Origin of the sequence: Acinetobacter sp. R933-2 (genome assembly GCF_030325485.1) — a bacterium.
GTDB lineage: Bacteria > Pseudomonadota > Gammaproteobacteria > Pseudomonadales > Moraxellaceae > Acinetobacter > Acinetobacter sichuanensis.
The window spans coordinates 310,260-329,806 of the sequence record NZ_JACAIJ010000002.1; the positions used below are offsets into that span (position 1 = coordinate 310,260).

Genomic DNA, 19,547 nt, shown 5'->3' on the forward strand with positions numbered 1-19,547 from the left:
AAAGTTTGCAGGAATAGCTGAAATATCTACTTCTGTCTTACGTAATAAACCACCCCACCCCGATCATCCGAAAAATAAAATGAATTTGCATCAATTTTATAAATATCCGCAGGTCGTCCATTCACTTTTTTACCCACTAAAAAACCATCCATAAAGGTTTCAAGTTTTTGCCCTTTACGCATCATCGCAATTTTATAACCATGCCCAATCGACTCATCGGTTGAACCGTGTAATGCCACTAAAAAAGCATTTTTAATTGTGTCGTCCGTGCTTAGATCATCAAAATAATCAAAGCCAAGCGCAGAAGAATGCGCAGGAAAATAAGCATAAGGCGATGGTACATTTTTACAGCCTGAGGCACGCTTAAACTTTAGATCTGCAAACACTTTTCCACTCGATGAATAACAAGACGGCCAACCATAATCGACATCACGTTTCAGCGCATAAAACGTTTCATCAGGTTTATTTTTACCCAAATGATCTGAGCCTTGATTGGTGGCAAATAAAAAGTTGCCAATCCATTTCAAACCCACAGCATTACGTAAGCCTTTGGCATAAATCCGTTGTTCCGAGCCATCAGGATTCATTTCCAAAACTGTTGCCCGAACTTTTTCTTTCTCTACACAGGCATTGCAACTTGAACCCACCGAAACATAAATTTTCCCATTGCCACCAACCGCAATCGTTCGTGTCAGGTGCCAACCACCATACTTATAACTTAAGCCATAATCAGGAAAAGTCGCCAGAACTTCAGCCTTAGCCGAAGGTTTTGTTTCACCTTGCGTAAATTTTCGACGGGTAAGTTGATGGGTTTCTGCAATATAGATCCAATCTTGCCCATTTGCATCTGTATAAAACTGAACTGAATTTGGATTTTTTAAACCAATCAGATAAGGCGTGATTTTGCCAAACTTGCCTGTTTCAGCATTCCATTCATCCAAGATATAAATCACGCCTTTGTTATTATCAGTCAAATCATGCATATCCGTGACAAACATTCTGCCATCGGGTGCTTTGGCAAAAAAACGTACTCGTTTTAAGCCTTCCGCAGCAGGAATAATCTCGTAATTTGCAGGTAAATTTAAGGAAAATTGCTGACCATTTTTCAGGTGAATTGGATGTGGAACCAATTTGGGTTGTTCAGCGAAAATGCTTGTTGAACACATTAAGCTGATGAGTAATATTGACCGTGTTTTTATCATTATTGCATTCATCTGATTCAATATGAATTTTTATAATATAAACCGAATAAACAATAGATCACAAGATTCTTTTTAAAAGGAAAAAACACAATATGCTATTGTTTTATATGGTTTTAAATTAATTTAATCATCAGGTTTACAATTTCATAGCATGTGTCTACATCAGTGTGTCATATCCCAACTTAAAATCAGTGAGCCGCAAAGCTTACTTTACCGCTCAACTCAATGATTTAACTCAGTTAAAGTAAATATTCATGTCTTAAAAACCATGAAACAGCTTATTCATATCTTTACAAACATAGTCTTTAAAATGATAGGCACGGGCATGTTTTGCGTCAAATTTTGCCGTCAAATCGCCTTTTTGAAAAATATAAACCCGATCTTCTTTACTGATCAGATATTCACTGCCCAATTTCATCAATAAAGCATCAATTTTATCTGCATCTGCAATACTTTCATCTTCAAGCACTTTTAAATAATTACGCTTAATGGTTTTAATAAACATGCTCTACTCTACAGTTCAATTGAATAGTGGAATTTAACCAAAATCTACAGCAAAAACCTATTTGAAAATGCAACAAAAGCGGTCATTCATCTATTTCAATCTTGTCTAAAGCAAAGGATGCCGATAAAATCGCCACATCATGTGTTATCGCGGCTGCTGAACCCCGATCAACTCATGAGTTTTAAAATAATGGACACTCACTATTTAGTTTTAGAGCAAACCAAAGCACCGTCACACAACCTAAAACGTAACCGAGCATGGCGACGTAAAAACAAATTTTTATATCGTGGGCGTGATTGCAGGCATAGTTCAACATTTTGGAAACCTGAAAAGAATTTCAAACTTCTTTATCAACGCCCAATTAAGCAAAAAAGAGCGATGCAATTAGGCTTTGAATATCCACGAATTTCCAATCAACAAAGACGGCTCAATGCTCAATATGAATACTGGAATTCTATCAATTGAATATTCTTTTTATTTGTAGTCGCAACCAATGGCGTAGTCCGACAGCTGAGCGAGTCTTTTCTGTGGGCTATGGCATTCACACTCGTTCTGCGGGTACAAGTCGTCATGCCAAACATACAATTTCGAGTAAAGACATTGAATGGGCAGAACTGATTTTTGTCATGGAACAAAAGCATAAGCAAAATATCAAAGAAAAGTTTCCCAAACAGTTACAACATAAGAAAGTCATCGTGCTTGAGATCCCTGATGATTATCACTATATGGATGAAGCACTGATCGAACTTTTACAGGATGTCATTCCACCTTATTTAGATGATTTTGCATAAATTTTAATAATATTGGAACACTAAAATAATTACAGGAATAGGCTATATTTTTTTAAATAATTACGCCAATATCAAGCCAATATTTTTTCGAGATTGATCATGAAAACGTGGTTTACTGCGCTTAGTCTTAGCTTATTTACCATGACAATGAGTCATGCTGATATTCAAACTGTAGAAAAAAATCTTAAGCAAAATTTTCCAGATATTCCTGTTAAATCTGTGAAAAACTCGCCTGTTAAAGATGTTTATGAAGTTTATATGGGTGGGCGCATTGTTTATACAACAGATGAAGCTAAATACTTTTTTGTTGGAAATCTCATTGATTTAAAAGAACAAAAAAATCTAACTGAAGAAAGTATGCAAGTTTTAAGTAAAATCGATGTCAGCAAACTGCCGCTAGATCAAGCTATTAAACAAGTGAAAGGTAAAGGCGAGCGTGTCATTTATTTGTTTAGTGACCCTGACTGCCCATATTGTCATAAATTAGAACAAGAGCTGAAAAAAATTGACAATGTAACCATCTATCTTTTCTTATATCCAATTGCAACATTACACCCTAATGCAGTTGAAATTTCAAATAAAATTTGGTGCTCAAAACAGCCTTATCAAGCTTGGTTAGACTATACGATTGATAAAAAGCAACCTGTAGCAAGTAAAAACTGTGCCTCTCCTGTCACAAAAATTGCAGCTTTAGGCAAAACGCTTGAAGTTGAAGGTACACCGACATTTTTCCTAAAAGATGGAACACGGATTTCAGGTGTACGTAGCGCAGAAGAATTAGAAAAAATTTTAAAATAAATAAAAAGGGATGCTGAACTTAATAAGATCGGCATCCTATATTTAAGAAGAATGATTTGTCCTGTTGTATTTTAAAAGCAAAACACACTATTCTTAAGCTTCACTTAAATCATTTCTTTCAACTTTGTTGTAAACATATTTTATAAACACCATATTTTTAAGAATTTACCATGATGAAAAAAAAATTACTTTGCTGCTGTATCCTCAGCCTTATGCCTATTTCCATGTCGACATATAGTCAAGACATCCTTACACAGTCACCAACAATAAATACACCTGTAGAAATTATTACTGCTCCTATTCGTATTGAAACAGCGAAAGATGATGTTGCGATTCAACTTAAAAGTGTAAAAACCCAAGTTGAGATCATCAATGGTTTAGCTGAAACCACTTTAGAAATGCAGTTATATAATCCAAACCAACGCCAACTTGAAGGAACTTTAGAGTTTCCTTTACAAGAAGGACAGCAAATTACAGCTCTGGCTTTGGACATCAATGGTGAAATGCGTGATGCAGTCCCTGTTCCTAAAGCCAAAGGTCAGCAAGTGTTTGAAGCAATTGAACGCCGTAATATAGACCCTGCTCTACTTGAACAAACGCAAGGAAATAATTTTAAACTTCGTGTCTATCCAATTCCTGCACAAGGCACACGCACAGTACGTATTCGTTATCAAGAAACACTGAGCCAAAATGCGCAAGGAAAACTGTATCGCCTCCCTTTACAATTTGCCAATACAGTCAGTCATTATGAGTTGACGATTTTAGGCAAAGGACTTGAAGCTGCACCTCAAAGTCAGCAGCTGAATTTTAAACCCAAAGCAGACAACACCTATCTTGCTGAATTAAAAAATCCAAAATTCAATCAATTCAAATATATTGATGTCAGTATACCTGCCCCTAAAAATGCACAAATTTTCACACAACATTTAAATAATGCTGATTATTTTTATGCAGAAATTCCAGTGGTTGAATTTACTCAAAAACGTCAACTTCCACAGCATATTGGTATCTTGTGGGATGCTTCTTTATCTGCTCAACAACGTGATTTACAAAGTGAACTTGCTTTATTAGAAAGCTACTTTCAACACGTACAAAATGCAGATATTGAGTTAACTTTATTACGTCAGCGAGCTTCAACGCCTATTCGTTTTAAAGTTCAAAATGGCGACTGGCATGAGCTTAAAAAATATTTACAAAACATCGTATATGATGGTGCAACCAATCTTTCAGATTGGAAAAATAACAATACAATTCAAGAATATTTGTTGTTCAGTGATGCTTTAGAAAATTATGGCACTCAAACAGCCCCTCAACTCAAAGCTCAGCAACGCTTATATAGCATTCAAGCCAATGCTAATCTTCTCAACCATCAAACACTTCGCCAACTTGCTGAAAAAAATCATGGGCAATATCTTCATTGGAGTACACCTGAAGAGTTTAAACAAGCACAATACAATTTGATCCATGACCGTAGTCGTTTACTTGAAGTACAAGGAAATGGTGTAAGTGATCTACACATTCCATCTTATTTCCCTGAAAATGGCATTGTTCGTGTATTTGGTCGCTACACTCCTCTCATTGGAGAGCAAGCTCAACTGCAACTCAAATTACAAAATGGTCGTCAAGTTCAAGAAACTCGCTTAGCATTTAAAAATGCGTCATCAAGCCAACAAATTGCGGCACTTTGGGCAAAAGAAAAAATTGCTGAACTTTTAACTCAACCCACATTAAATGAACAAAAAATTCAAGCTTTAGGTCAACAATTTAATATTGTGACACCGAATACCTCATTGATTGTACTCGAAAATATAAGCGATTATATTCAATATGATATTCAACCACCAACGAGTCTAAAAGCTGAGTTTGATCAAGCAATTCAGCAAAAAAAAGAGAGTTTACAACAAAAGCAACAACATGCCCTGACAGAAAGCATTCAAGCCTACCAAGAACATCAAGAATGGTGGGAAACTGATTTTCCTAAGACAAAGTTAAAAAAACCACTCTTTAGGCGAGCTGAAAGTCAGAATAATGCGCCTGTGGTTGAAGTCGCTCCTGTTGAACCGTTCGTTGACTCACCTCCACAGCCTGCACCACCCGCACCCGAACCTGTAACTGTAACAACAGAATCAAGAGCAATTGCGGCGGCAGATGCTTTAGAGCAGCACCAAGCTCAACAAAGCCAAAAAGTGGAAGAGAAAAGAGTCATACAAAATAATATTACAATTGAAATTCAACCGTGGAAAGACGATGCACCTTATGTGGCTCGTTTAGAAAAAGCATCCAAACAAAACGCTTATCAAATTTATCTAGATGAACGTGCAAATCACTTAAATAATCCTTCATTTTATTTAACTGTAGCAGATCTATTACAGCAAAAAGGACTCAACCAAGAAGCGATTCAAGTCGTTTCTAATTTGGCAGAATTAAATTTAGAAAATCGTCATGTATTGCGTTTATTAGGACAACAATTGATGTTGTTCAAACAATATAATGATGCGATTGCCATTTACCAAAAAGTCCTAAAAATGGCAGAAGAAGAACCGCAGTCTTGGCGTGATTTGGCTTTAGCTTATGCTGAAAATAAACAATATGATGATGCGATTCGCACACTCTATCATGTAGTTAGCCACCCTTGGGATGGACGTTTTGGTGGGATTCATCTTATTGCTACAGATGAGCTGAATAACCTCATTCTCAAAGCACCGCAAAGCCCTGCGATTAAAGATATTGATCCTCAACTGATTCGCAATTTACCCGTAGGCATTCGGGTTGTTTTAACATGGGACAGTGATAACTCAGATATGGATCTTTGGGTAATTGATCCAAATAATGAAAAAACGTTTTATTCAAATCCACTTAGTGCGCAAGGTGGTAAAATTTCCGATGATTTTACAGGCGGTTACGGTCCTGAAGTGTTTTGGCTAAAACAACCAATGAAAGGTGAATATACCATCAAGGCGCATTATTATGGAGATCATCAACAAATTGTCACAGGACCAACAACTGCATTTGTGCGCTTAATTCGCCATTGGGGTACACCACAACAAAGTGAGCATATTTTACGAGTCAAAATGACCAAAGATCGTTTAGAAACCGACAATGATGAAGCGGTATTGATTGGTAAATTTAAGGTCAATTAAGAAGAAATTATGAAGCTTTTCATCCATCCAAAGTGACTTAATTTTGGATGGTTTTTTTAATATTATTTTTTAGTGTTAAATAAAAACCACATGTAAACAACATGTTAAAAATAACAAACAGGCATAACACTTTTGCTCATTTTGTCATCAAAATGATATATATACTCACATTACAACACAAAATTTAAAGAAAACACGACCTAGAACTATTTACTTTATATTTTTATACCACTTATGATGAAAGCACGTTGAAAACTAAAAAATTTCTTTCAGGAAGAAATAGATTAAAAAAGGTTTTGTGTTAATGAAAAAAATCCTACTCTCTACATTACTCAGCTTCTCATGTGCAACTGTTTTTGCAGCTCCACAGCAAGCGCCTATCGACCCTAAATTTGCAAAAGTTGAACAACTGATTGAGAAAAAAGACTTTAATGCTGCTTATAAAGAACTCGAAAGTCTTTCAAAAGCAGGTGATGCTCAAGCTTTATATAATTTAGCATTTCTGACACAAGCAGGAAAAGGCACAACCAAAGACGATAAAAAAGCCATTTCGTATTATCAACAATCTTCAGATAAAGGCTATTCTGTTGCAAGTTATGCACTTGCTAAAGCGTATCAAACAGGTGAGTTAGGGGTTAAACAGGACTTAGCCAAAGCGCGCCAATATTTAGAAAAATCATCGCAACAAGGTTTTGCTGATGCGACTGTAGAATATGCTGTATTGCTATTTTCAGAAGATAAAGCTGCATCTGATAAATTAGCATTACAAAAACTTGATCCACTGATTAAAAGCGGTAATTTACAAGCCATTCATGCCAAAGCTTTATATGACATGACACAAGGTTTTAAATCAAAACGCATTGAACTGGTACAACAAGGGGTAAAATCCATTCAAGGTTTAGCACAAAAAGGCTATCTCCCTGCATTATTAGCACTTGCAAATATGATGGTTAAAGGCGAAATTATTGAACAAAACCTACCTGAGGCAAAAAGAATTTATGAAGCTTTGGCGAAACAAAATATCCCAAATGCCAAAGAATCAATCGAATCTATTAATAAAATGATGGCAGAACAAGCTAAAAAACCTGCTGCAAAAAAATAAGCGATTTTTTAATCTCGTCGAAGTGGTGGCATATGCTGCCACTTTTTTATTTTTATAAAAAATTAGCTTTTTCATCGGCGGTGTTTCAAAAAGTATGCTGAGCAGTTTCACATCAATTTGTAGTAGATCTTATGCAAAATTAAAAATTAACGTGGTGGTGCTATCGCAGGGCGACATGGATGTCGCCGTTGGACAAGGGTGGATATCTTGCGAAGCTTAGCTTCTCATGTCCAACAAAGGATTTTTGTTACCTTGCGGAATATATTCCTCATCCTTAAAAAGTAAGGCACAGCCTACGCAAAGGAGTACAAACTTTGTCATATAAATAAGGCTGTACTTAAATATTTTTTCATATATTTCAGTATCATCATAATCAACATACAATTTAGAACACCTCCTTTCATCAAACTGATAGTTACCCCTTACTTTCTCTTAGAACACATCGTTATTTTTTGTAAACTCATCTTGATTTATATATTGTCTTTATGACACTATATTTGTATTGGCAATTAGCCACCATAAAGAGATATACACCATGTCTATCCAACTCAAAGATGCAAATAACAATATTATTGAAGTACAAAACCTGCAATTTGCAGGTGGTGAACGCCATATTCAAATTGCCGCAGCGGATTTAACCCAACTGACAGGGCTTGTTCAGGTACAGGCAAAAATCAACAACAGTCAGGATGTGATGGATTATCTATTGCTGGAAAATGTCTTGCTGAATCAAGGTTTAAGTATTGCATTGGAAATTCCTTATTTTCCTTATGCCCGTCAGGATCGGGTCTGTGCAACAGGTCAGGCATTTTCCCTAGACATCATGAGCAAACTTTTGAATATCAATGCTGAACAGTTTCCTCAGCAACGTCAGTCCATCACCATCTGGGATGCGCATAGCTGTGTGACTGAAAAATTATTACATGAAAATACGCATTTTTTAGAGATTAAAAATGTGCAACCGAGCGACATTATTTTACAAAGCAATGAATTAACAGAGATTTTAAAAGCTGAAAATGCAGTATTGATTTGCCCTGATGCAGGTGCAAGACAACGCAGCAAAAACATTGCCAAAGCGATTAACGCTTTAAGACAACAACCGATTGAGGTGATTTATTGCGATAAAAAGCGTAATCCTGAAACGGGAAAAATCATGAATTCACATGTCAATGCAACCGATTTGCGTGGCAAAGTTGCGGTCATTACTGATGACATCTGTGATGGTGGCGCAACCTTTAAAGGCATTGCCGAAGAACTGAAAAAACTGAATTGTGAACAGGTGGTGCTGTATGTCACCCACGGCATTTTCAGTAAAGGTTTTGAGGTTTTTACAGGATTGGTCGATCAGATTTTTACTACTGACAGTTTTGCTCAGACTGAGCATGACAATCTGACCGTCATCAACTTTAGTGCAAATGCATGCTTAAATTTTGGAGAATAACAATGAGCTTAAAAATAAATCCACTGAATGCCATCGACTTTTATAAAGCAGATCACAGACGCCAATACCCTGTGGGCACTGAATATGTTTATGCCAACTTTACGCCACGTTCAGCGAAATTGGCAAAAATGTTGCCTGATTTTGATAACAAAATCGTATTTTTTGGTTTACAGGGTTTTATCAAACACTTTTTGATCGAAACATGGAATGAAGGCTTTTTTCAGCAAGATAAAAATAAAGTGGTTAACGCCTATAAACGCCGTATGGACAATGCTTTGGGGGATGGTGCAATTCCTGTTGACCACATTGAAGCTTTACACGATTTAGGTTATTTACCTATTCGCATCAAAGCCTTAGATGAAGGCAGTCGTGTCAATATGCGTGTACCTGTGTTGACCATTATCAATACTTTACCTGAATTTTTTTGGCTGACCAATTATTTGGAAACAGTGTTAAGTGCAGAGCTTTGGAAAAGTTGTACCACTGCAAGCATTGCTTTTGAATACAAACGCTTACTGACAGACTATGCCAATAAAACAGGTGCACCACTCGATTTTGTGCCTGTTCAAGGACATGATTTTAGTAGTCGTGGTATGAGTGGTATTTATGATGCTACGCAAAATGGCGTGGGTCACCTGACGAGCTTTATTGGTACGGATGCCGTATCTGCGATTGATTATGCTGAAGAATATTACAATGCTGATGGTGTTGTCGGGGTTTCTGTTCCTGCAACCGAACACAGCGTGATGTGTATGGGCAGTGAGGACAATGAAATTGATACTTTCCGCCGATTAATCACTGAACTATATCCTTCAGGCGTGGTTAGCATTGTGTCGGATACTTGGGACTTTTGGCGAGTCATCACAGAATTTACCGTTGAACTCAAAGCTGAAATTTTAGCGCGTCAGCCAAATGCAATGGGTTTGGCGAAATTGGTGTTCCGTCCTGATTCGGGCGATCCTGTGAAAATTATTTGTGGTGACGCTGATGCTGAAGTTGGCAGTCCTGCCTATAAAGGTGCTGTGGAATGTTTATGGGAAATCTTTGGTGGCACAACAACGGATAAGGGCTATAAAGTTTTAAATGAACGTGTGGGGTTGATTTATGGTGACTCGATTACTTTGGAGAGAGCAGCCAACATTCTTAAGCAACTTGAAGCCAAAGGTTTTGCATCCAATAATTTGGTGTTTGGGATCGGTAGTTATACTTATAATTACATGACTCGTGACACTTTTGGTTTTGCGGTCAAAGCCACTTGGGGACAGGTCAATGGCGTTGCTCGGGAGTTGTTTAAAGACCCTATTACTGACTCAGGGATTAAAAAATCGGCAAAAGGTTTACTGCGTGTTGAAAAATCGGCAAATGGTTTTGCGTTATTCGATCAGCAATCTGCCAAACAAGAGCAACAAGGCGAATTAAAAACGGTGTTTGAAAATGGTCAGTTGATCCGAGAGTATCGTTTGGATGAGATTAGGGAGCGATTGGCGAATGAATTGTAAATTGTGAAATCATCATTGGAAAATGATCCTTGAAATCTAGCTTTAGGTTTCAAGGATCAACCATTGTAATACTGCAATTAATAGCTATTGATCAAAATTCCATCACCACAAATCATCGATTGTAATCGAACAAATTTGAAAACACTTGGCGAATACTCCCTACCCTGTAATAATCCGAATACTCATCCACGTTTAAAATAAAGCGAGCCATACCGTGACGTTTACATCTGAACAGGAATTTTTATCCAACTACAATAAAAAAGACTTTGATGCACCTTTGTTCACGGTGGATATGGCAATTTTTTCTGTTGATGCAGGGCAACTGCAAGTGTTACTGATCAAACGTTCTAATTTTCCTCAAAAAGATCAATGGGCACTCCCCGGCGGTTTTGTCGATTTATCTAAAGATACTGACTTGATGGCTTCTGCTCATCGTAAATTGGTAGAAAAAACAGGACTCAAGTCACCACATTTGGAACAAGTCGGGACTGTTGGCAATGCCACACGTGACCCACGAGGTTGGGCAGTCACTTCTTTGTATTTTGCGCTGATTGACTTCAAAGCGTTTCAACGTATTGCCACTGAACAGACTGAATACAGTGAGTGGTTTTCTATTGCCGATGCCAAAAAATTGGGTTTGGCTTTTGATCATTTACAACTTTTGGACATGGCGGTGGAACGTCTAAGCAGTAAAGCTCGTTATACTGCGCTACCTGCGAGTTTAATGCCTGAACTCTTTACCCTGACTGAATTACAGCAGATTTATGAAATCATTTTAGGGCAAAGTTTGGAGAAAAAATCGTTTCGACGTCGTATGATTGAAGCGGGTGCAGTCGAAGAAACGGATCAATCCAAAATTGCAGGCAAACGCCCTGCTCAACTTTATAAATATGCTTTGGACAGTTTTGATTTTCATTTTCCACGCATTTTGGAGTATCCACGTCAGCCTGTCGATCAGAGTGAAAATTAAATAAAAGATGCAAAATGCCCAATGCTGTGCTGTACTAAAACTCTAGATCGTTTGATTTGATCGCGTATTTGTAAAATCAGGATACAAGATTACTCGCGCGATCTATGCAACAACTCAGCATAAAAGGACATCATGCGCTATGAAGAAGAATAAATTGCTGTACTTCATTCCGATCTGTTTAATCTTGCCTGCCTGTATTGACCTCAGGATTGGCGGAGAAAATTCAATTCCACAGGATCCCTATTACATTACCACCACGCCAATGATCATTAAAAATATCCAAATCCCCGTTGGCACAAAATTGACTTATGGCAATCAAAAATTTAAAACACAGCAACAAAATAAAATCATGCCTGAATCCAACCTGACAGATATTGAGTTTCCTGAAAATGCGAACATCACTTGGGGTGGCGTTCCGATCACACAAATCCATCAATTTTTTAATACTGAAATGCGGGGGTACACGGTATATCCCGACTTTCAAAAAATGGATGTCAAAAATCAGAATAATTTTTCCAAACGTTGGCAAAGTTGTGGCGATGGAATTGGGATTACCATCCGAAATACACAAGATTGGTCATTTAATAAAAATAATATTACAGATGTAGAGAGTTGTAGTGTGCTTTATCAAAGATATTTTAAAGATAATGCAGAGCAACAACAATTTCTTGATCAGCTCTATCATGAGTTAAAGCAAGTTCAGCCTTGAGATGATTTAAATGAAGTTCGAAGTTGACAATTTTACAACTACAAAACTCTGAGCCAACCATTCTTGTGTTTGCCCAAGCTCTACAAAATCGAATTTCCCATTTAAAACAAAGTCTTTTAAATCAATGTCTATTTTATGATTAAGTTTCATTTATTGATTCCCTTCAATAATGATATAAGCTCCTATAGACTTCTTATCTTCAAGACATTGAACAATTTTTGCTAAAAAACACATGATTTTAAGATCTGTAAAATGTAATCCCTTAATTTTTGAAATTATAATTTGAATGGTATCTTGATCAAAATAATTATCAAAACAGATATCAAAACCAAGCTCTAACTCATCACGAATCGGATTGAATAAAGGAAATACTGACTTAAACACGTCAATTACATAAGAAAAATCATAAGATGGAATAAAATATGTCCTATTTCTTTCATCGTCAATTGTATTCAAATTCTCATCTTCCGCCCAAATAAAAAAACCTACTTTATCTACATATAATGGATTTTCTTCAATTGTTAATTTAATTGGTCTGTGCATTAAGGCTTCTACTTTAGCGATGACTTTTCCCACATCATATTCATAGGCAACATCATGATAATACTCAAAAATCATACTTAGATCGCAACCTGTTTCCTCACAAATCTTTTTAATATTTTCATCATGAAAAGCCTGAATACATTGCTCAACATTTTCATCATATTGTTTCAATAATTTCATTGCTTGCACAAGCGGAATGCTGATTTTGGAACGCAATTCATTGAGTTTTTCTTTATTCATTTTCATCACTCATCTTCTTATTTTCAGTATTGATACATTAAAATTTTAAAATTGATTTATCTTAAAAGAAACATATTACATAACACCCCACTCCGTAAAATATAAAATAAATCACGTTAAAAGAAGGGCTAAAATATGAAATCATTTATTATTTCTTGCTGTACATTATTTATTTTAATCAATTTAAATGGATGTCAAACGCAATCTATATCCACATTATCTACAGATTCCGAAATAATTGAAGTCAAACCTTGTACTGGAAATGATACAGAGGTTTGCCAAGAAATCCCCGACCAAAATCAAATGAATAAAATTAAACGAACTTATACAGATCAGAAAGGCTGTCAGTATACTGAATATGAAAATGGCTTAACTGATGCAATCTGCCCATAGAATGACTGCTCAGTTTAAATGATAAAAATGCTTTTATTAAAGTTAAATTGCACCGTCAGACTATGAAAACATGCTAAATTATATATAGCATTTCAAACACTTGAGTTCACATGACTGTACGCTTTTTTCATACTTCCGACTGGCATTTGGGACAATTTTTCTATAACCATTCCCGTCAGTATGAACATGAGCAATTTTTGGCATGGTTACTTGGGCAAATCAAAGAAAAACAACCACATGCTTTATTGATCGCAGGTGATATTTTCGATGTCATCAACCCTGCATCTGCTGCACAAAAACAACTTTACCAATTCCTCGCCGATGCACATGACCTCGCCCCACACATGCAAACTTTGATGATTGCGGGGAATCATGACTCAGGTTATCGTATTGAACAAGTTGAACCTTTACTTGAAAAATACAATGCTCAAACAGTCGGTGTCATCCATAAAAATAATGAAGGTTCAATTGATTTAGACCGTTTACTTATTCCTATTTACAATGAAAATAAAACAATTGTCGCTTGGTGCTTAGCACTGCCCTTTTTACGTCCTGCGGAAATTACAGGCTTCAATGAACAAACCACCAACAGCGAAAATGCAATTGCCTATTTGCACCAACAAATTATCGCAGAAGCGATTAAACGTAAAACACCTGATCAAGCCTTGATTTTGATGTCACATGCACACATGCAAGGTGGCGAAACCTCAGACTCAGAACGCCCAATTATTATTGGCAATGAAGAAGCACTTTCTACCGCCCTGTTTGATGATGTGATTAATTATGTCGCGCTTGGGCATTTGCATAAACCGCAAAAAGTCGGTCAGGAAAATATCCGTTATAGCGGTTCTCCGATTCCACTTTCGTTTAGCGAAATAAACTATAAACATCAAGTAGTTGATATCACGATTGATTCAATAAAAACAGATGAATCTCGTTTTAAATATGAACCTATTTTTATTCCTCGCAGTGTGCAACTGCATAAAATCAAAGGGGAATTAACAGAAGTTTTTGCCAAACTCAAAGCCCTGCCAAGTGGTGAAATTGACAATATTGACCACCGTGAATATGTCGATATTGAGTACCATACTGCTGTGCCACCACAACCGAATTTAAGACAACAATTTGAAGATGCTTTGCCGAAAGATCGTTATCGTTTGGTGCGAATTTCACGACAATATTTAGCTTCTGAAAAATCGGACAGTGAACAATCTCAAATCAGTTTAGAACCACCAACGCCAAAAAAACTCTTTGAACAAATTTGGCAAAAGCAAGGTTATGCTACTGATGATGCCGTGCTCAAAGACTTTCTAAGTTTGGTACAAGAAGCTGAAAAATCACTTGAAAATGAACACGAATCCTGAGAATAAGTCATGAAAATTTTATCTATACGTATAAAAAATTTGGCATCTCTTGCAGGTGAACATTTTATAGATTTTGAATCTGAACCATTAGCTTCCGCAGGTTTAGTGGCAATCGTCGGGAAAACTGGTGCAGGTAAATCGACCATTTTAGATGCCATGTGCCTTGCGCTGTTTAATAAAATTCCACGTTTAAAAGACAGTGATGGCAAACTGCAAGATGTTGATGGTTCAGAGCTTTTAACCAATTCTCCACTCACTGTTTTACGTCGCGGTACGGCGCATGGTTTTGCTGAACTGACCTTTGTTGCTCAGGATCAAAAGCATTATTTAGCCCGTTGGGAACTGAAACGTTCACGTGAAAAAGCAGATGGAAAATTGCAAAGTGTGCAACGCTATTTAAAATGTTTAACCGATGGTGTTGTCGTTGCAGATAAAGCCAAAGCCGTGGATGCAAGCATTTTCAAAATCACACAACTGAGCTTTGAACAATTCACCCGTGCTGTTCTGTTGGCACAATCAGAAGTCACCGCATTTTTAAAAGCCCGTGATAATGAACGTGGTGAATTGCTTGAATATTTAACCAATTCTTCAATCTTTGGCAAAATTGGTCAATTGGCGTTTGAGCGTACCAAAGCTGTTGCAGTCCAACGTAAAGAACTTGAAAATCTACTTGGTCATATTGAAATTTTATCTGATGATGAAGTTGCTAATTTGTCTAGTGAATATCAACAGGTTGAAGCTGAATATAAAAAAATTGAGGCTAAAAAAACGCAACTCACTGCACAGCAACAATGGTTTGAACGCAAGCAACAACTTGAAAGTGAAATTTTAGTTAAGCAACAATTTGTTGATACTCAACTCAAAGCGCAACAAGATTTAGCGTCTGAACGTGAGCGTTTACATCGTTTGGAGATGTTTTCAAGCATTCGCCCAACCGTATTTCAGCAGCAACAATTGCTTAAAACTGAACAACAACTTGCACCACAAATCCAAAAGCAACAACAGCTTTTTGATACTATTCACAGCCAATTTGAAGTTGAAAAATCACGTTTTACTCAAGCTGAAAGTGCATTGACTGAACAGCAAAACTTTGAAAATACCCATCGTGAATCATTAAGCGATGTTCGAAAATGTGTACAAGAACGTGAGTTTTTTGCAGGTGAATATAAAAAGATCAATGCAAAACTCAGCGAGTTAGAAACAGCAAAAGCGCCACTACTCACGCAACAAACAACGCTAGAACAACAGATTCAACATGCTAATCAGCAACAAACGATCTTGCACCAACAACTTGCAGAAACTCAGCTATTTTCAAGTTTGGACAAAGGCTTAACTGCGCACATACAACAACTCGGACAATTTATTCAGCAATATCAAAATATTGAAAATCAATTAGGGAATGTTGTACAAGCTGAAAGTCGTTTGGCTGAACAAAAAAATCAGTTGGTACAATCCATTGAGCAATTTGGCAATATTGAACAACTTGAAACTCAAATAGAACAAGCAAGACGACAACGTGAATCAAAGATTAATCAACGTAATCAGCTTGATCTTATTCAACAGAAACTAATGCAATTTTTAGAATTAAGAACTGAAGCATTTGAATTAGAAAATAAAATCAAGAATTTAAAAATCAATCATATACAACTTGAGAAAAACCATAGCACCGCAGATCAAAATTTCCAGTCTGCCAAAAATGAACGTCTAAAACTACAAGACATTTTGCAACAGCAACGTTTGCTTCATACTGAAAATGTTGAACATTTGCGTGCTGAACTAAAAGAAGGTGAACCATGTTTAGTATGCGGAAGCACATCACATCCATACAAAGTTGATAATTCTGCGGTGTCTAAAGCCCTGTTTGAATTACAGCAGCAACAAGAACAGCAAGCGACAGCCAAAGAACAAGAATATTTTAAAAATTGGCAACAGAGCCAACAAAATTTAGTTAAATCAACAACTGAACAAGAACAGCTAGAAGTAGCTCTTCAACTAAATACAGATAAAGCTATGAATAGCATTCTGAAAGAATTAAACAAACAAAAGCAAAATGCACAAATTACTTTTAATTTTGATTTAGGAAGCCCTCAAACTGAAATTACTACAGAATTAAAAAAACTTTTAGAGCAATTTCAGACAGATATTCAACAGATAGAAATACAGTCTAATCAGTGGATGCAAAGCATTAAACAGCAACAACAACTCGAAAAATCCATTCAACAAACTGAACACTTGATTCAAACTGCACAGCATTTACAGCATCAAGTTCAAGCGATTTTTACCTGTTTAAATGATGCAGAAAAAATGGCTTGGCAACAGCAAAGTGTCGCAACAGCGCAACAGATTTTCCATACACTTTCACAACGTATTCAAAAACTTGAGCAATTTGAACAACAGAGCAAACAAATTGATCATCAAAATCAACAACTCAAAACGCTATTACTCAATATTGAAAATGTGTCACAACAGATTGATAGTACAGCACAAAATCTGAATGAGATTAAAGTCCAAGGTCAAAAAGTCACTGAAACTGCGGTTCAACTAATTCAACAGATGACAGGCTTAAGCGATGTCAAACCAAATGAATGGCTGCTTCAATATGATCAGCAGCGTCAACAGAATCAAAGTCTGTATCAGCAGTTAAAACAAAGTTTTGAGCAACTTCGTCAACAATTTGAACAAGAAAAAAGTGTATTGGAACAACTCAAAGCACAACAACAACAAAATCAAGATCATATTCAACAAAGTGACCAAGAAATCCAAAAATGGCTCACTGAACATACAGTTTTTAATGTGGATGATTTAGCGCAATTGGCACTGATCAGCCCTGCTCAGGAACAGCAAATCCGTCAACAACTGCAAAATGCTGAACGCTTGTTGAATGAAGCCAATTCCGCATTAAAAACTATGCAAGAACAACGGACTGAACATGCCAAACATCAGCCTGAAAATGAGCTGATACAACTACAGCAATTGATTGTGGAAAATGCTGAAAATTTAAAATCACAATTAAATATTCGAGATCAACTCAAACTGAAGCTTGAATTGCATCAACAGAATGTAGCGAAGCAAAAACAATTTGCGGATCAAATCCAAGAAGTACAACAAGAGGAACATCGTTGGGGCAAAATTTCAGGCTTAATGGGCGATGCCACAGGTAAAAAATTCCGAGATTATGCACAGCAATATAATTTGGATATTTTACTTGAACATGCCAACCAGCAACTGGCAATGTTGTCACAACGTTATACCTTAAAACGTTTGGACAACTCGCTGAGTTTAGCCATTATCGACCATGACATGGATGGAGAAACCCGTTCTGTGGCGTCACTTTCTGGTGGTGAATCCTTCCTGACCGCACTCGCCTTATCTTTGGCGATTGCCAATATGGCATCAGGTTCCATGAAAATAGAATCGCTATTTATTGATGAAGGTTTTGGCACACTCGATGCTTCATCACTGCATATGGTCATGAATGCACTCGATCAACTGCAAAATCAGGGACGTAAAGTAGTACTGATTTCACATATACAGGACATGCATGAACGAATTCCTGTGCAGATTCAAGTCAAACCCTTAGGCGCAGGTGCGAGTACGATTGAGGTGGTCAGTTAAAAAAATGGTAGCTTCACGCTACCATTCATTTTTGAATGAAATCAACATGTAACGTTTACACTTAGTGCAATGCTTTCTTCGCTTTTTGACATAAGTCAGTTGCATGTTCGACTTCAGTTTTATAGTTTTCAACAGTTTCATCAAAATTCATTGCCGCAGCAAAGCTACTCTCATTGAATTGTTGTTTATACTTTTCATTATTTTTTAAAATAGTCACCATATTTTCATAACCCACACAAATTGGAAACCAAACTTCAGGACTTTCATCAGGCTTTGCCTGCCAATTTTCTATTTTTTTCTCCAACTCTGTCAAAGTTATTTCATAATTTTTAATAAAATCATTGGCTGTAGCCTGAGTTGCTATTGTATTTTTAAATGAGTCCTCATAGGCATTTGCAAATACATAGGTCGAGTTTAAACTTAATAAACTCAAAATAATCATGATATTTTTTTTCATAAAGCTCTCTTTTTTATTACATTTATCGTTAAAAGGCATTTTATTTCATCACAAAACACCTTAAAAATGTGATTATTTAATTTTTATCTGCTGGAAAAGCATTGGGTGGTGGTGCATATTTATTGATAGCTTTAGCCTCATCTTCAGGAGCTTTAAGTTCATACACAACCATACCAATTACACCTGCATTATAAATTGAACCATGATCTGAGTTTGCAGCATAAGATTCTTCAGGTTTGCTAAACGTAAAAGAAGCAACAGCATCAGCACTTTTTCTGAAACCTTCAATGGTTAAAGTATCATGTGCGTGTAGAACATAACCTGAGTTTGAACGTGAAGCCTCACGACCATTAATCACATCTACCCCATCAACACTTGTGACAATTTCAAAGGTTTTGCTGGTGTTATTTTCATAATGTAACTGATAACTTTGACCTTCTCTACCCGCTAAATAATAATTTTGCCCAACACGATATAAAGGAATGGGATCTCCACGATCATCAATGATCGTAAAACTAACTTTTCCACCTGCAACAGAAATTCCCTGAATAGCTTTGCCTTCATATTGTTTATCGGCATATTGAACTTGCGTTTCAGCTATTGGCGTGCTGGATTTACGTTCATAATCCACTTCAGTAACAGATGAGTTAATATCATCACCCCATTTTGTGCCTAGTTTTTCATCCATTGCAACATCATTAAGAGGTGGTCCCACTTGTTTGAACAACTAAAAGCGTATTTATAAGTGATATTCCGCTCTAGTTAAGCCACCTTGTTT

At 36.6% G+C, this 19,547-nt stretch carries 17 protein-coding genes and 1 pseudogene; 12 read left to right on the forward strand and 6 right to left on the reverse strand.

Going from position 1 to position 19,547, the window contains the following annotated elements:
* Nucleotides 1-26 precede the first annotated feature (26 nt).
* Both HX005_RS04060 and HX005_RS04065 read right to left on the reverse strand, forming a co-directional pair.
* Nucleotides 27-1,202, reverse strand: coding sequence for a PQQ-dependent sugar dehydrogenase (locus HX005_RS04060; RefSeq protein WP_286376370.1), 1,176 nt, complete (start codon nt 1,200-1,202; stop codon nt 27-29).
* Between the two features lie 259 nt (nt 1,203-1,461).
* Nucleotides 1,462-1,707 carry a hypothetical protein gene (locus HX005_RS04065; RefSeq protein ID WP_174493227.1) on the reverse strand — a complete coding sequence of 82 codons (246 nt, stop codon included), beginning with the start codon at nt 1,705-1,707 and terminating at the stop codon, nt 1,462-1,464.
* Between the two features lie 189 nt (nt 1,708-1,896).
* Here HX005_RS04065 and HX005_RS04070 point away from each other — a divergent pair, with 189 nt between their 5' ends.
* The 9 genes from HX005_RS04070 (at nt 1,897) to HX005_RS04110 (ending at nt 12,157) form a co-directional block, all read left to right on the forward strand.
* The gene (locus HX005_RS04070) at nt 1,897-2,172 is read left to right on the forward strand and encodes a hypothetical protein (RefSeq protein ID WP_286376371.1); all 276 of its coding nucleotides are present in this window, start codon (nt 1,897-1,899) and stop codon (nt 2,170-2,172) included.
* Nucleotides 2,169-2,498, forward strand: a complete 330-nt coding sequence (locus HX005_RS04075; RefSeq protein ID WP_286376372.1) for a low molecular weight protein tyrosine phosphatase family protein — start codon at nt 2,169-2,171, stop codon at nt 2,496-2,498. The genes HX005_RS04070 and HX005_RS04075 overlap by 4 nt, the downstream gene beginning before the upstream one ends.
* 99 nt (nt 2,499-2,597) lie before the next feature.
* Nucleotides 2,598-3,296: a DsbC family protein gene (locus tag HX005_RS04080; protein WP_286376373.1), complete on the forward strand. Its 699-nt coding sequence runs from the start codon at nt 2,598-2,600 to the stop codon at nt 3,294-3,296.
* A 224-nt stretch (nt 3,297-3,520) separates the two neighbouring features.
* Entirely contained in the window at nt 3,521-6,436 is a 2,916-nt protein-coding gene (locus HX005_RS04085) for a DUF2135 domain-containing protein (protein WP_286376374.1), read from the forward strand.
* Nucleotides 6,437-6,740: 304 nt separating this feature from the next.
* Nucleotides 6,741-7,538, forward strand: coding sequence for a tetratricopeptide repeat protein (locus HX005_RS04090; RefSeq protein ID WP_286376375.1), 798 nt, complete (start codon nt 6,741-6,743; stop codon nt 7,536-7,538).
* Nucleotides 7,539-8,073: 535 nt separating this feature from the next.
* Nucleotides 8,074-8,979 carry a phosphoribosyltransferase family protein gene (locus HX005_RS04095; protein ID WP_286376376.1) on the forward strand — a complete coding sequence of 302 codons (906 nt, stop codon included), beginning with the start codon at nt 8,074-8,076 and terminating at the stop codon, nt 8,977-8,979.
* Nucleotides 8,980-8,981: 2 nt separating this feature from the next.
* Complete coding sequence (locus HX005_RS04100; RefSeq protein ID WP_286376377.1) at nt 8,982-10,478, forward strand: nicotinate phosphoribosyltransferase; 1,497 nt, start codon at nt 8,982-8,984, stop codon at nt 10,476-10,478.
* 214 nt (nt 10,479-10,692) lie between these two features.
* The gene (ntrR, locus tag HX005_RS04105) at nt 10,693-11,448 is read left to right on the forward strand and encodes an ADPR responsive transcriptional repressor NtrR (RefSeq protein WP_286376378.1); all 756 of its coding nucleotides are present in this window, start codon (nt 10,693-10,695) and stop codon (nt 11,446-11,448) included.
* Between the two features lie 139 nt (nt 11,449-11,587).
* Nucleotides 11,588-12,157, forward strand: a complete 570-nt coding sequence (locus HX005_RS04110; protein WP_286376379.1) for a hypothetical protein — start codon at nt 11,588-11,590, stop codon at nt 12,155-12,157.
* Nucleotides 12,158-12,163: 6 nt separating this feature from the next.
* Here HX005_RS04110 and HX005_RS04115 read toward each other — a convergent pair whose 3' ends face one another.
* Both HX005_RS04115 and HX005_RS04120 read right to left on the reverse strand, forming a co-directional pair.
* Nucleotides 12,164-12,307 carry a hypothetical protein gene (locus HX005_RS04115; RefSeq protein WP_286376380.1) on the reverse strand — a complete coding sequence of 48 codons (144 nt, stop codon included), beginning with the start codon at nt 12,305-12,307 and terminating at the stop codon, nt 12,164-12,166.
* Nucleotides 12,308-12,940 (reverse strand): hypothetical protein, encoded by a 633-nt coding sequence (locus HX005_RS04120; protein WP_286376381.1) that lies wholly within the window; start codon nt 12,938-12,940, stop codon nt 12,308-12,310.
* Nucleotides 12,941-13,075: 135 nt separating this feature from the next.
* Between HX005_RS04120 and HX005_RS04125 the strand changes: the two genes are divergently transcribed.
* From HX005_RS04125 to HX005_RS04135, 3 genes are all read left to right on the forward strand, one after another.
* Nucleotides 13,076-13,333 (forward strand): hypothetical protein, encoded by a 258-nt coding sequence (locus tag HX005_RS04125; protein WP_286376382.1) that lies wholly within the window; start codon nt 13,076-13,078, stop codon nt 13,331-13,333.
* Between the two features lie 110 nt (nt 13,334-13,443).
* Entirely contained in the window at nt 13,444-14,697 is a 1,254-nt protein-coding gene (locus HX005_RS04130) for an exonuclease SbcCD subunit D (protein ID WP_286376383.1), read from the forward strand.
* 9 nt (nt 14,698-14,706) lie between these two features.
* The gene (locus HX005_RS04135) at nt 14,707-18,312 is read left to right on the forward strand and encodes an AAA family ATPase (RefSeq protein ID WP_286376384.1); all 3,606 of its coding nucleotides are present in this window, start codon (nt 14,707-14,709) and stop codon (nt 18,310-18,312) included.
* A 61-nt stretch (nt 18,313-18,373) separates the two neighbouring features.
* Here HX005_RS04135 and HX005_RS04140 read toward each other — a convergent pair whose 3' ends face one another.
* Nucleotides 18,374-18,769, reverse strand: coding sequence for a hypothetical protein (locus HX005_RS04140; protein ID WP_286376385.1), 396 nt, complete (start codon nt 18,767-18,769; stop codon nt 18,374-18,376).
* Nucleotides 18,770-18,845: 76 nt separating this feature from the next.
* Nucleotides 18,846-19,469 (reverse strand): annotated as a pseudogene (locus HX005_RS04145) (hypothetical protein); the annotation flags it as partial.
* Between the last annotated feature and the right edge of the window lie 78 nt (nt 19,470-19,547).